General features: G+C 57.8%; 15 protein-coding genes. 9 read left to right on the top strand and 6 right to left on the bottom strand.

Annotation, left to right across the window (positions count from 1 at the left end; translation table 11 throughout):
- Positions 1 to 30: 30 nt before the first annotated feature.
- Both rhlB and TU84_RS06850 read right to left on the bottom strand, forming a co-directional pair.
- The gene (gene rhlB, locus TU84_RS06855; RefSeq protein ID WP_048368230.1) at positions 31 to 1,521 is read right to left on the bottom strand and encodes an ATP-dependent RNA helicase RhlB; all 1,491 of its coding nucleotides are present in this window, start codon (positions 1,519 to 1,521) and stop codon (positions 31 to 33) included.
- 84 nt (positions 1,522 to 1,605) lie between these two features.
- Positions 1,606 to 2,262, bottom strand: coding sequence for an alpha/beta hydrolase (locus tag TU84_RS06850; protein WP_048368229.1), 657 nt, complete (start codon positions 2,260 to 2,262; stop codon positions 1,606 to 1,608).
- A 419-nt stretch (positions 2,263 to 2,681) separates the two neighbouring features.
- Here TU84_RS06850 and TU84_RS06845 point away from each other — a divergent pair, with 419 nt between their 5' ends.
- The 4 genes from TU84_RS06845 (at position 2,682) to TU84_RS06830 (ending at position 6,845) form a co-directional block, all read left to right on the top strand.
- Entirely contained in the window at positions 2,682 to 3,710 is a 1,029-nt protein-coding gene (locus tag TU84_RS06845; protein WP_048368227.1) for an amino acid ABC transporter substrate-binding protein, read from the top strand.
- 68 nt (positions 3,711 to 3,778) lie between these two features.
- Complete coding sequence (locus tag TU84_RS06840; RefSeq protein WP_048368469.1) at positions 3,779 to 4,960, top strand: amino acid ABC transporter permease; 1,182 nt, start codon at positions 3,779 to 3,781, stop codon at positions 4,958 to 4,960.
- A 10-nt stretch (positions 4,961 to 4,970) separates the two neighbouring features.
- The gene (locus TU84_RS06835; RefSeq protein WP_048368225.1) at positions 4,971 to 6,068 is read left to right on the top strand and encodes an amino acid ABC transporter permease; all 1,098 of its coding nucleotides are present in this window, start codon (positions 4,971 to 4,973) and stop codon (positions 6,066 to 6,068) included.
- Positions 6,069 to 6,080: 12 nt separating this feature from the next.
- The gene (locus TU84_RS06830) at positions 6,081 to 6,845 is read left to right on the top strand and encodes an amino acid ABC transporter ATP-binding protein (protein WP_048368223.1); all 765 of its coding nucleotides are present in this window, start codon (positions 6,081 to 6,083) and stop codon (positions 6,843 to 6,845) included.
- A 22-nt stretch (positions 6,846 to 6,867) separates the two neighbouring features.
- On the opposite strand, the gene TU84_RS06825 is transcribed toward TU84_RS06830, so the two are convergent.
- Positions 6,868 to 7,344 carry a type II toxin-antitoxin system MqsA family antitoxin gene (locus tag TU84_RS06825; protein WP_048368221.1) on the bottom strand — a complete coding sequence of 159 codons (477 nt, stop codon included), beginning with the start codon at positions 7,342 to 7,344 and terminating at the stop codon, positions 6,868 to 6,870.
- 47 nt (positions 7,345 to 7,391) lie between these two features.
- On the bottom strand, positions 7,392 to 7,652 hold the full coding sequence (locus tag TU84_RS06820) for a type II toxin-antitoxin system MqsR family toxin (protein WP_048368219.1): 261 nt from the start codon (positions 7,650 to 7,652) through the stop codon (positions 7,392 to 7,394).
- Between the two features lie 166 nt (positions 7,653 to 7,818).
- On the opposite strand from TU84_RS06820, the gene TU84_RS06815 reads away from it, so the two are divergent.
- Genes TU84_RS06815 through TU84_RS06800 form a run of 4 tightly spaced genes read left to right on the top strand, consistent with a single transcriptional unit; the run spans position 7,819 to position 10,580 of the window.
- Positions 7,819 to 8,478, top strand: coding sequence for a FadR/GntR family transcriptional regulator (locus TU84_RS06815; protein WP_048368218.1), 660 nt, complete (start codon positions 7,819 to 7,821; stop codon positions 8,476 to 8,478).
- Entirely contained in the window at positions 8,468 to 9,787 is a 1,320-nt protein-coding gene (locus TU84_RS06810) for a CynX/NimT family MFS transporter (protein ID WP_048368217.1), read from the top strand. Before TU84_RS06815 ends, TU84_RS06810 begins: the two co-directional genes overlap by 11 nt.
- A 56-nt stretch (positions 9,788 to 9,843) precedes the next feature.
- Positions 9,844 to 10,314 (top strand): nuclear transport factor 2 family protein, encoded by a 471-nt coding sequence (locus TU84_RS06805; RefSeq protein ID WP_048368216.1) that lies wholly within the window; start codon positions 9,844 to 9,846, stop codon positions 10,312 to 10,314.
- Between the two features lie 2 nt (positions 10,315 to 10,316).
- The gene (locus TU84_RS06800; RefSeq protein WP_048368214.1) at positions 10,317 to 10,580 is read left to right on the top strand and encodes a GIY-YIG nuclease family protein; all 264 of its coding nucleotides are present in this window, start codon (positions 10,317 to 10,319) and stop codon (positions 10,578 to 10,580) included.
- A 72-nt stretch (positions 10,581 to 10,652) separates the two neighbouring features.
- On the opposite strand, the gene TU84_RS06795 is transcribed toward TU84_RS06800, so the two are convergent.
- The gene (locus TU84_RS06795; RefSeq protein ID WP_048368213.1) at positions 10,653 to 11,003 is read right to left on the bottom strand and encodes a glutaredoxin family protein; all 351 of its coding nucleotides are present in this window, start codon (positions 11,001 to 11,003) and stop codon (positions 10,653 to 10,655) included.
- A complete protein-coding gene (gene yejK, locus TU84_RS06790) occupies positions 11,003 to 12,007 on the bottom strand; it encodes a nucleoid-associated protein YejK (RefSeq protein WP_048368212.1) in 1,005 nt (334 codons plus the stop codon). Before yejK ends, TU84_RS06795 begins: the two co-directional genes overlap by 1 nt.
- Positions 12,008 to 12,404: 397 nt before the next feature.
- Between yejK and TU84_RS06785 the strand changes: the two genes are divergently transcribed.
- Positions 12,405 to 12,686 (top strand): HU family DNA-binding protein, encoded by a 282-nt coding sequence (locus tag TU84_RS06785; protein WP_019412143.1) that lies wholly within the window; start codon positions 12,405 to 12,407, stop codon positions 12,684 to 12,686.
- Positions 12,687 to 12,818: the final 132 nt, after the last annotated feature.

Genomic DNA, 12,818 nt, shown 5'->3' with positions numbered 1-12,818 from the left:
GCCCCCTATGCAGACGTCGGGGCTGACGTTTTAAGCCGTTTCACTCGGATCATGCGGCTTGCGCACGGCTCTGACCACAGGGCGCAGCAGTTCAGTCGGCGGTGTTTCGCAACTGATTTTGCGGCCCAGCTTTTCTTCGATGGACGGCAACTGGTACGAGTCGTCTTCACCGGCAAAGCTGATGGAGACACCCGCTGCACCCGCACGACCTGTACGGCCAATACGGTGCACGTAGTCGTCCGGCACTTCGGGCAGGGTGAAGTTGATCACGTGGCTGATGCCGTCGATGTGGATGCCGCGCCCTGCGACGTCGGTCGCCACCAGCACGCGGATTTTGCCTTCGCGAAAGCCTTCGAGGGTCTTGATGCGTTTGTGCTGGGGCACGTCGCCGGACAGTTGCGCAGCATTGATGCCGTCGCGCACCAGGCGTTCTTCGATGCGCCGCACTTCGTCTTTGCGGTTGGCAAATACGATCACGCGTTCCCAGCCGTTGTCGTTTACCAGGTTGAACAACAATTTGTATTTGTCGGCACCCGCCACCGCGTACACGTGTTGCTCAACCAATTCGTTGGCCACGTTCTGCGCTTCGATTTCAACGATCGCAGGGTCGGTGGTCCACTGTTTGGCCAGGTTCATCACGTCTTCGGTGAAGGTCGCGGAGAACAGCAAGGTCTGACGCTCGGCCTTTGGCGGCGTCTGGCGAATGATCTGGCGTACTTGCGGGATGAAGCCCATGTCGAGCATGCGGTCAGCTTCATCGAGCACCATGACCTCAACCATGTCCAGGTGCACTTCGCCGCGCTGGTTGAAGTCCAGCAGACGGCCCGGTGTGGCCACCAGAATGTCGCAGTGACGGGCTTCCAGCTGCTTGAGCTGTTTGTCGAAGTCCATGCCGCCCACGAAACTCATGACGTTGAGGTTGGTGTATTTGGTCAGGTCGGCGGCGTCTTTAGCGATTTGCACGACCAGTTCGCGGGTCGGCGCGATGATCAGCGCGCGCGGCTCGCCCATGTAGCGCTCTTTGGGCGGCGGGGTTTGGGTGAGCTGGCTGATGATCGAGACCAGAAACGCTGCGGTTTTGCCGGTGCCGGTCTGGGCGCGGCCAATGGCATCGCGGCCACTCAAGGTGTAGCCCAGCACTTGCGCCTGGATCGGCGTGCAGTACGGGAAACCTAGGTCCTGGATGGCGTGCATCAGTTCAGGGGTGAGCTTGAAGTCATGAAAGCGGGTTTTGCCTTCTTGTGGCTCAACCACGAAGTCTTCAAGTTTCCACGGGATGACCACAGGCTTTGGCGCCGGTGCACGCCGTGGTTTGGCCGCTTTGGGTTTTTCTGTGCGCGCAGGTTCGGGTGCGGGCGTGGCTGCGGGCGTGGACACCGCGGCGGGTGCAGGTGCAGAACGGCCAGGCTGTTGCGCGTCGGTTCGCGGGCTGGGGCTGCTGGGGGGAGTCATGGACGCTGGCGCGAGCGGCTCAGCCTCGCTTTTGCCGAATATTTTTTTGAGTGCTTTGAGCACGGTCATCTCATCAGTTGGTTAAGGAGTGTACGCCGGGCAGTGTAATGCAAGTCGCGTGCTCGGCGTAGTAAACGACTGGATGTTTCGTTTTTAGCGCAGGCGCTCGGTCAGCCAGGTACCGATGTCGTGAATTTCTTGTGGTAACACTTCGTGCCCCATTGGGTATTCCTGCCATGTAACGGTCACACCCAAACGCTTCAAGTGTTCATACGCGGTCCGGCCCATGGCGTTCTGGACGACCTCGTCATATTGGCCATGCAGGCACAAGGCCGGCGTGCGTTGCTGGCTGGCGGACAGTTCCAGCTCATTGCTGAAGGTTGGGGCATAGGTGGAGAGGGCAAGTACGCCACCCAATGCGCCCTGCCATTTTAGATAGGCGGTATGGAAGACCACGGCGCCGCCTTGGGAAAAACCGGCGAGGAAAATTCGGCTGGCGTCTATTCCGGCCCTTTTCTGTTCTTCGATCAGCGCAACCACGGTGTCTGCCGATTCGTTCAGTTCTTGTTCACTGATCGAACGGGCCGGGCTCATGGCCTTGATGTCGTACCAGCTGGGCATGGCATATCCGCCATTGATCGTCACTGCACGGGTCGGCGCCTGGGGCAAAACAAACCGCGTGGTGTGCAGCGACTCTTGCAGTGCTTCGGCCACCGGGAGGAAGTCGTAGCGGTCGGCACCTAAGCCGTGAAGCCAGATCACACAAGCGTCTGCGGGTTTTTGCGGTTGAAGGATCAGAGGGTCGGTCATGGCTGCTCCATTATTGGGCGCTCGCGCAAAAAGCGTGCGCAAGAAGAGTGCGTGTTCGTTTCAAATTTAAAGAAGATGTCGCCTGCTTGAACGTTTTACCTAAAGAAACATATCGAGACGCATAAATCGCCACAGTGGTACGGGCCTTGCTATGAGCACAGGGACGTTAGCTGAAGCATCTTCGCGGGTAACACTAACAGGCTACAGGCGAGGGTGGGGCAGCAAAACACCTGACGGGTGAAGTTAGACAAGGAATTCAACAGCTCAAGTGAGCGCTTCAGTTTGAAGGCGAGTGCGATATATCCATCGCTCAAGGCTTATGCCGCTTGGCCCCATAAAAAGCCAACACGGGTCAACAATGCCTCACAAGGGGGCGGCGGGTCTTGTTCAAACACAACAAAGCAAGACTGGAGGTTTGAATGAAGCAGTTGAAATCCACCCTGGCCCTGGCCACCGCCGCTGTGGTGTTGAGTGTCACGGGTTTCGCTCATGCCGGCGCAACACTGGATGGCGTTAAAAAGAAAGGCTTCGTGCAATGTGGTGTCAGCGACGGTTTGCCGGGTTTCTCGGTGCCTGACAAAGACGGCAAGATTTTGGGGATCGATGCCGATGTCTGCCGCGCCGTCGCCGCTGCCGTATTTGGCGACGCCACCAAGGTCAAATTCAGCCAGTTGAACGCCAAGGAGCGCTTCACTGCCCTGCAATCGGGCGAAGTGGATGTGCTGTCGCGCAACACCACCTGGACCAGTTCCCGTGATGCGGGAATGGGCATGCTGTTTACCGGCGTGACCTATTACGACGGCGTTGGCTTTTTGGTCAACAACAAGCTGGGCGTGAAAAGTGCCAAGGAACTGGACGGTGCGACCATCTGCATTCAGGCCGGGACCACCACGGAACTTAACGTGTCGGATTACTTCCGGGCGAATAACCTGAAATACACCCCGATCACCTTCGATACCTCTGACGAAAGCGCCAAGTCCCTCGAGAGCGGCCGTTGCGACGTGCTGACCTCGGACAAATCACAGCTGTATGCACAGCGCAGCAAGCTGGCCAACCCGAACGACTACATCGTCTTGCCAGAAACCATTTCCAAGGAGCCACTAGGCCCGGTCGTGCGCAAGGGTGATGAAGACTGGTTCAGCATCGTGCGCTGGACCTTGTTTGCCATGCTCAACGCCGAAGAAGCCGGCATCACCTCTAAAAACGTCGTGGCTGAAGCCAAGTCGACCAAAAACCCGGACGTTGCCCGTTTGCTGGGTGCGGATGGCGAATACGGTAAAGACCTGAAACTGCCGAAGGACTGGGTTGTACAGATCGTCAGCCAGGTCGGTAACTACGGCGAAGTGTTCGAGAAAAACCTCGGTAAAAGCACCCCTCTGGCCATTGACCGCGGGCTGAACGCCTTGTGGAACAACGGCGGCATTCAATACGCACCGCCTGTGCGCTGATAAGCCCTGTCACCCGGTGGGCCAACCACCGGGTGCTGTTTTTGATCCATTTTTTACTGGGGCATTTCATGCAGACAAAAGTCGGCGCACCCAAGCCCAGGCTCAGCCTTGGCGATCCACGTGTGCGTGCGTGGGTATTTCAGATCATCACCGTCGCGTTGGTGGTCTTCATGGGTTGGTACTTGTTCAACAACACTCAGACCAATCTGCAACACCGGGGGATTACCTCGGGTTTCGACTTTTTGGAACGCAGTGCCGGGTTTGGTATTGCGCAGCATTTAATTGATTACACCGAGTCCGACAGCTACGCCCGGGTCTTTGTGATCGGCTTGCTGAACACGCTGCTGGTGTCGGTGATTGGCGTGGTCCTGGCGACCATTCTGGGCTTTATTGTCGGCGTCGCGCGTTTGTCTCCGAACTGGATGATTAACAAGCTGGCGACGGTCTACGTTGAAGTTTTTCGCAATATCCCGCCGTTGCTACAAATCCTGTTCTGGTACTTCGCGGTCTTTCTGACCATGCCGGGGCCGCGTAACAGCCACAATTTTGCCGACACGTTTTACATGAGCAGCCGTGGCCTTAACATGCCGGCCGCCATTGCGACACCTGCGTTCTGGCCGTTTGTGATCAGTGTGCTGCTGGCGATTGTGGCCGTGGTGGTGATGGTGCGCTGGGCGAAAAAACGCTTTGAAGCCACCGGTGTTGCGTTTCACACCTTCTGGGCCGCGTTGGGCCTGTTGCTGGTGATTCCAGGGCTGTGCGCGCTGGTAGTCGGTGCGCCAGTGCATTGGGAAATGCCCGAGCTCAAGGGCTTCAACTTTGTTGGTGGCTGGGTGCTGATCCCGGAACTGCTGGCGCTGACCATCGCCCTCACGGTGTATACCGCGGCCTTTATTGCCGAGATCGTGCGTTCGGGCATCAAGTCGGTCAGCCATGGCCAGACCGAAGCTGCGGCCTCGTTGGGCCTGCGCCCAGGGCCGACGCTGCGCAAGGTGATCATCCCGCAGGCGCTGCGAGTAATCATTCCGCCGCTGACCAGCCAATACCTCAACCTGGTGAAAAACTCATCGTTGGCAGCAGGTATCGGCTACCCGGAAATGGTTTCGCTGTTTGCCGGTACGGTGCTGAACCAGACCGGGCAAGCGATTGAAGTGATTGCCATCACCATGAGCGTTTATCTGGCGATCAGCATCAGCATTTCGCTGCTGATGAACTGGTACAACACGCGCATTGCGCTGATCGAACGGTGAGGGCGCGACCATGACGACGCATGTTTTCAAACCTGATATGCCGCCACCGGGCAACCGGATTGGCGTGGTTGCCTGGGCACGGGCGAACCTGTTTTCCAGTTGGCTCAACACCTTGCTCACGCTGTTTGCGCTCTACCTGGTCTGGTTGATCGTGCCGCCGTTGCTGAGCTGGACGCTCTTTGACGCCAATTGGGTGGGTACGACCCGGGCTGATTGCACCAAAAGCGGTGCGTGCTGGGTGTTTATCGAGCAGCGTTTTAGCCAGTTCATGTACGGCTATTACCCGGCAGCGTTGCGCTGGCGCGTCGATACGACGGTGTTGTTGGCCATCTTTGGTGCTGCACCGTTGTTTATTTCGCGCTTCAAACACAAGGCGGTTTATGGGCTGAGCTTTTTAGTGATCTACCCGATCCTCGCCTACAGCCTGCTGCACGGTGGACATTGGGGCCTGACCACCGTCGCCACCAGCCAATGGGGCGGCCTGATGCTGACGCTGGTGATCGCCACCGTGGGCATCGCCGGAGCACTGCCATTGGGCATCTTGCTGGCATTGGGGCGTCGCTCGGACATGCCGGCGATTCGCGTGGTGTGCGTGACGTTCATCGAGTTCTGGCGTGGTGTGCCGCTGATCACCGTGCTGTTCATGTCCTCGGTGATGCTGCCGTTGTTTCTGCCTGAAGGCATGAACTTCGACAAGCTACTACGGGCGCTGATCGGGGTGATCCTGTTCCAGTCGGCGTACGTGGCCGAAGTGGTGCGCGGTGGCCTTCAGGCCATTCCCAAAGGTCAGTACGAAGCGTCGGCAGCCATGGGCCTGGGTTATTGGCGCAGCATGGGCCTGGTGATCTTGCCGCAAGCCCTGAAGCTGGTCATTCCCGGCATCGTGAACACCTTTATTGCCCTGTTCAAGGACACCAGCCTGGTGATCATCATCGGCCTGTTTGACCTGCTCAACAGCGTCAAACAAGCCGCCGCCGACCCGACCTGGCTGGGCATGGCGACCGAGGGTTATGTGTTTGCTGCCCTGGTGTTCTGGATTTTCTGTTTCGGTATGTCCCGCTACTCCATACATCTGGAGCGCAAGCTGGACACTGGCCACAAGCGTTAGTAGGAGTTGGATATGAGTGAAGCAATTAAAAAGCCTGCTAGCCCTGAAGGCATTATTCAAATGCAGGACGTTAACAAGTGGTACGGCCAGTTTCACGTGCTCAAGGACATCAACCTGAACGTGCAGGCGGGTGAACGGATCGTGTTGTGCGGGCCTTCGGGTTCGGGCAAGTCGACCACCATTCGCTGCCTCAATCGCCTTGAAGAGCATCAGCAAGGGCGCATTGTGGTGGATGGGGTTGAGCTGACCAACGACATCAAGCAGATCGAAACCGTGCGCCGTGAAGTCGGCATGGTGTTCCAGCACTTCAACTTGTTCCCGCACCTGACCATCCTGCAAAACTGCACGTTGGCGCCGATGTGGGTGCGCAAAATGCCCAAGCGCCAGGCAGAAGAAATCGCCATGCATTACTTGCAGCGCGTGCGTATTCCGGAGCAGGCCCACAAGTTTCCGGGGCAGTTGTCCGGTGGTCAGCAGCAGCGGGTGGCGATTGCCCGTGCGCTGTGCATGAAGCCCAAAATCATGTTGTTCGACGAGCCGACTTCAGCGCTCGACCCGGAAATGGTCAAGGAAGTACTCGACACCATGATCGGCCTGGCCGAAGACGGCATGACCATGCTCTGCGTGACCCACGAAATGGGCTTTGCCCGGACCGTGGCCAACCGGGTGATCTTTATGGACAAGGGTGAAATCGTCGAGCAGGCCGCGCCGAATGACTTCTTCGACAACCCGCAGAACGACCGGACCAAACTGTTCCTGAATCAAATTCTGCATTGATGCTAACGCGACTACAGAGGGGTTAACGTGTTTTCTCGCGCTGTTGTTGCTTCTGCTCCAACAGCGCATTGATATCCGCGCATTCGTAAATCGCGTGCAGCTCTTTGACCAGTTCCGGGTGGAGATCGAGCAGGCGCATCAACACAAACAGCGGTTTGGGCGGTTCGACTTCGGCCCGCTCATAGCGGCTGAATGCATTGTGGCCGCCGCCGGACAGTAACTGCACCGCGCTTTTTTGGGTGAAGTGCAATTTACGCCGGATACGTTTCATCTCGTCTGCCACGACCCGCTTGGCATCCTCGATCAGTTCATCACCTGCCTGGGCATAACGCTCTGCGCTGGGCGCATCGAACTCGACCTCAGCACATTCACTGCATTGCTCGCCTGCCAGATTGGGCACGTGGCGGGTTAATTGTTTGAACGTCACCGTGAAATCGCGGCCCTTAAACGGGTGCATCGCGTTGGGTGCGCCACAGGTGTAGCAATCATGCTTGCTCATCAGTCTTTTTCCTTGAAGGCAATGACGGGCGGCCCTCCACCGGGACGTTAGGTCACCTTGATGTACAGGGCCAAGCCGTAGGCTTGAGCGTGGTAGACGTCTTGCCAGACTTTGGGGTCTGCGTAAGTCGACATTGATTTGTACAAGAGCCTGCGCTCCAGAGACGCGATCACCCAAAGCATCTGGGCAAGTGTTAGCCCCAGCATGCGCCCACCATCCAGCGCACTTTTGGTAAACGCCACGGCTCCCAGCCGTTTTACGTCGTCCTGGATGCACTTAAGGGTGTAATGGGGTGTCTTCTTTTCCATAAGAGAGTGCCTCGATGCGCTCAAAAATTACCCTTTAAGGGTTTTTAATTCAACGATTAATTTTCAAATTAAGCGGCCCTTTAATCTGTAGTTGATTGCTCTAAGGAAAGGCGCTGACTAGCATGTAAGAAAATTCATCCTATGATTGGATGAAAGGACGGATTCCATGACAGACGCTTCTCCATTGATAAAACGCTCCCTGGTCGATCAGGCCCTTGAACAACTGCGCACGCGAATTAACAACGGCGCCTGGGAGGTCGGCCAGCGTTTGCCGACGGAGCCGGAGTTGGCGGCGGAGTTGGGCATAAGCCGCAATACGGTGCGCGAAGCCATGCGCGTGCTGGCCTTTGCCGGGCTGATTGATATCCGTCAGGGCGACGGCAGTTACTTGCGCGGGCGGGTCGATCCCATGGACACCTTGCGCACGTTGTCGGCCTGTTCGATGGACCAGGTGCGCGAGATGCGCCACATCCTTGAAGTTGAGGCCGTTGGCCTGGCGGCCGTACGCCGTACCGATGAGGACTTGCGCCTGATGCAGCAAGCGCTCGATCTCAGTGGCCAGCACTATCACGGCGAACTCGACACCTACATCTGCTGTGACTTGCAGTTCCATCAGCATTTGATCGATGCCGCGCATAACCCGGCGTTGACGGAGTTGTACCGCTACACCTCAAGCATTGTTTCCAGTCAGTTGCGCAAGACGCTGGATATTTACCCGCGCCGCCAATCGGTGTTCGACCTGCATGTCGAACTCTTGGAGGCCGTCAAACAACAAGACCCACAACGGGCTATGGCGCTTTGCCGGACGTTGATCAATGAACCCTGAACCGGAGAAGGCCATGAACCATCCCTCGTCAGCCAGCAGCGAAGCCGTTCGTCATCTGGATGAACTGGAAGAATTACTGATCGACGCCGAAGTTGATGACGAACACGTACAACAGACGCCACCCGTGGTGCTGCGCCCGTGGTTGTTGCTGCTGGGGCTGGTGCTGGTGGCGCTGAATTTGCGCCCGGCGCTGTCGAGCGTGGCGCCCTTGCTGGGTATTGTGTCGGACAGCCTGGGCTTGTCGGCCGCGCAGGCCGGTTTACTGACCACCTTGCCCGTGCTGTGTCTGGGCGTATTTGCGCCTTTGGCGCCGATTCTGGCGCGGCGTTTTGGCACTGAGCGGGTGGTACTCGGGATTCTTCTGACGTTGGGCGGCGGGATCGTGCTGCGCAGTTGCCTGGGTGAGGTCGGGCTGTTTGCCGGGAGCATTCTGGCAGGGGCCAGTATCGGCGTGATTGGCGTGTTGCTGCCGGGGATTATCAAACGCGATTTTGCCGGACATGCCGGGACCATGACCGGCGTCTACACCATGGCGTTGTGCCTCGGCGCAGCACTGGCGGCCGGGGCGACGGTGCCGCTGAGCCATTACCTGGGCGACAGCTGGGCAATGGGCCTGGGCTTTTGGGCCTTGCCGGCCTTGTTGGCGGCCATTTTCTGGTTGCCGCAGGTGGGTAAGCGTCAAGGCGCGCACAACGTGGCTTACCGCGTGCAGGGGCTTTTACGCGATCCGCTGGCATGGCAAGTGACGCTCTACATGGGCCTGCAATCGTCGTTGTCCTACATCGTGTTTGGTTGGTTGCCATCGATTCTGATCGGCCGTGGGCTGACCCCGACCGATGCCGGCCTGGTGATGTCAGGTTCAGTGATCGTGCAGTTGGCCACGGCACTGACAGCGCCCTGGCTGGCGACGCGGGGCAAGGATCAGCGTCTGGCGATCGTGCTGGTCATGGGCCTGACCCTGGCCGGGCTGTTTGGCTGTCTGTATGCGCCGATGGACAGCTTGTGGAGTTGGGCTGTTGTGCTGGGCCTGGGGCAGGGCGGGACGTTCAGCCTGGCGTTGACCCTGATTGTGCTGCGCTCTCGCGACTCGCACGTCGCCGCCAACCTCTCGGGCATGGCCCAGGGCGTGGGTTACACCCTGGCGTCACTGGGCCCTCTGGCGGTGGGCGTGGTGCACGAAGTCACCGGTGGTTGGGATGCACTGGGCTGGATTTTTGCCGTGATTGGCCTGTGTGCCATCGTCGCGGGGCTGGGGGCCGGGCGCGCGTTGTACGTCAACGTGCAGAGCGAGAAAATTCAAAGCCCGTAGTGTTTCGGCTCATTGCAGATTATCGTGCACAGATTCCTACCCGCACGGACCCTGCCATGAGCCAAGACCATCAAGCGTTAATCACGCGTTTTTACCAAGCGTTTGCACAGCTTGATGCGCAAGCGATGGGCGAGTGCTACACCGACGACGTAGTGTTCAGCGACCCGGTCTTTGGCGAACTGCGCGGTCACAACGCCACCGACATGTGGCGCATGCTGACCACGCGGGCCAAGGATTTCAGCCTGACCTTCGATCAGGTTCAGGCCGATGCGCAACGCGGCAGTGCACATTGGGTGGCGACGTATCTGTTCAGCCAGACCGGCAATACGGTGGTTAACGATATTCAGGCACGGTTTGTTTTTCGCGACGGCAAAATCTGCGAGCACCATGACCACTTTGACCTGTGGCGCTGGTCGCGGCAGGCGCTGGGGGCCAAGGGCGTTTTGCTGGGCTGGACACCACTGGTGAAAAACGCCATTCGCGCCCAAGCGCAAAAAGGCCTCAAAGCGTATCAAGCCGGACGTTAAATGTGAGTTCCAAGCCTTGGTTTGTGTATTTGGTGCGTGCGGCCAATGGTTCGTTGTACTGCGGCATCAGCGATGACCCGGCGCGCCGCTTCGTGCAGCATCAGACCGGTAAAGGCGCGCGCTTTTTTGCCTCAAGCCCTGCGGTGGCCCTGGTCTATGTCGAATCGTGGCCAGACAAAGGCGAAGCCTTGCGTCAGGAACGGCTGATTAAAAAGCTCAAGAAAAGCGCCAAAGAGTGCCTGGTGCAAAGCCAGTTGGCACTGTAAGAGCGAGCTTGTCTCGCGATCTTTTAAACGATCAAAAGATCGCGAGGCAAGCTCGCTCCTACAGATTTTTGGTTATTTCAACGCCGCGAGGATCGCGTCCGGGTTGAAGTCCCTGAGCAAGGTGCCATTGACGTCCAGAATCGGAATCCCGCGCCCGCCCAATGCTTCGTAGGTCTGGCGGGCGACGGCATCCTTGTCGATATCAAACTCTGTGTACGGGATGCCTTTCTGGTCCAGAAAGCGTCGCGTGGCCTTGCAGTAGCCACACCACTCGGTGGCGTACAGCACCACCCGGGCGCTGGCCCGGGTGTGTTCCGGGACAACACCGGAGGGGTTTAGCACCCGCTCGATCTTGCCCCAGTTCTGAAAGACCACGACCACCACCAGCACAAACAGGACTTTCTTGAGGATGCCGTTCAACATCACTTGTTGCGCTTGAGCTGGTCGAGCAGTTGGGTCGGCAGGCCCTTGATGACGAGTGTGCCGGCTTCTTCATCGAATTCGACCTTGGAGCCCAGCAGGTGGGCTTCAAAGCTGATAGACAAGCCCTCAGCGCGCCCGGTGAAGCGACGGAACTGGTTCAGGGTGCGTTTGTCTGCCGGAATTTCCGGCGACAGGCCGTAGTCCTTGTTGCGGATGTGGTCGTAAAACGCCTTTGGGCGCTCTTCGTCGATCAACTCCGACAACTCTTCGAGGCCCATCGGTTCACCGATTTTGGCCTGGCTGCTAGCGTAGTCCACCAGGGTCTTGGTTTTTTCCCGGGCGGACTCTTCGGGCAGGTCTTCGCTTTCAACGAAATCACTGAACGCCTTGAGCAGCGTGCGGGTTTCGCCGGGGCCGTCGACGCCTTCCTGGCAACCGATAAAGTCGCGGAAATACTCAGAGACCTTTTTGCCGTTTTTACCTTTGATAAAGGAAATGTACTGCTTGGACTGTTTGTTGTTCTGCCACTCGGAAATATTGATCCGCGCCGCCAGGTGCAACTGGCCCAGGTCCAGATGGCGTGACGGGGTCACGTCCAGTTCCGAGTTCACCGCCACGCCGTCGCTGTGGTGCAACAGGGCGATGGCCAGGTAGTCGGTCATGCCTTGCTGGTAATGGGCAAACAGCACGTGGCCGCCCACCGACAGGTTGGATTCTTCCATCAGCTTTTGCAGGTGCTCGACGGCCACACGGCTGAACGCGGTGAAGTCCTGGCCGCCCTCCATGTATTCCTTGAGCCAGCCGCTGAACGGATGCGCCCCGGATTCAGCATGGAAAAAGCCCCAGGCTTTGCCTTGCTTGGCGTTATAGCTTTCGTTGAGGTCTGCAAGCATGTTCTCGATGGCCTGGGACTCGGCCAATTCAGAGTCGCGGGCATGGAGAACAGCGGGCGTACCGTCGGGTTTTTTCTCAATCAAATGAACGATGCAATGACGGATCGGCATGGGCTTCTCGGCGAATAATGAGCGGGGAGGGCATGCGCCCGGAAAGGCGCTAAGTGTACCGCACCTGAGGCACTGGGCAGCCTTCGTACCGCCTTTTGGGAGGGGATGGACGGTGTAGAGCGGTTTTTTTACGCTTTTAAGGCGATAAAGCTGACCAAATGGCGAGGTAGAGGCGGATATTTAACCGTCTCTGTGCTAGTTTTGCCCGGTCTTGCGCTGTGTAACGGCGCAAAGCATGCATTCAGCCTGTGTCAGGTCGAACCAAACTCCGTTTTAGCACTCTACATCCGCGATTCGTCGTGAAAGCAAACGGGCGTGCCAGACCCTCGATTTCTGGCTCGATAGCTGACCTTGCACTTTGCAAACCAAATGAATTTGATAGGGAAGGAACATCTCAATGGCTATTACTAAAGACCAACTGATCGCTGATCTGGCTGAAGCTGTAGACGCACCGAAAACTACCGTGCGTGCTCTGCTGGACCAACTGGGTCAAATCGTTGCTGATCAGCTGGAAAATGGCGGCGAAATCACTCTGCCAGGTATTGGCAAACTGAAAGTGACCGAGCGTCCTGCCCGTACTGGCCGTAACCCTTCGACTGGCGCTGCCATCGAAATCGCTGCCAAGAAAGTTATCAAGCTCGTTGTGGCTAAAGGCCTGACTGACGCTGTTAACAAGTAAGAACGCATTAAAAAACCGCGCTTGGGAGTGATCCCGAGCGCGGTTTTTTTATGGGCGAAAATCTTGTAGTCGCTGTCGAGGCACGAGGCTGCGATGGGCCGCGTAGCGGACCCGACATTTTGAAGGTCCTTC

Origin of the sequence: Pseudomonas helleri (assembly GCF_001043025.1) — a bacterium.
Classification (GTDB): domain Bacteria; phylum Pseudomonadota; class Gammaproteobacteria; order Pseudomonadales; family Pseudomonadaceae; genus Aquipseudomonas; species Aquipseudomonas helleri.
The sequence above is the reverse complement of the archived record's forward strand: the minus strand, read 5'-3'. Positions and strand labels throughout refer to the sequence as shown.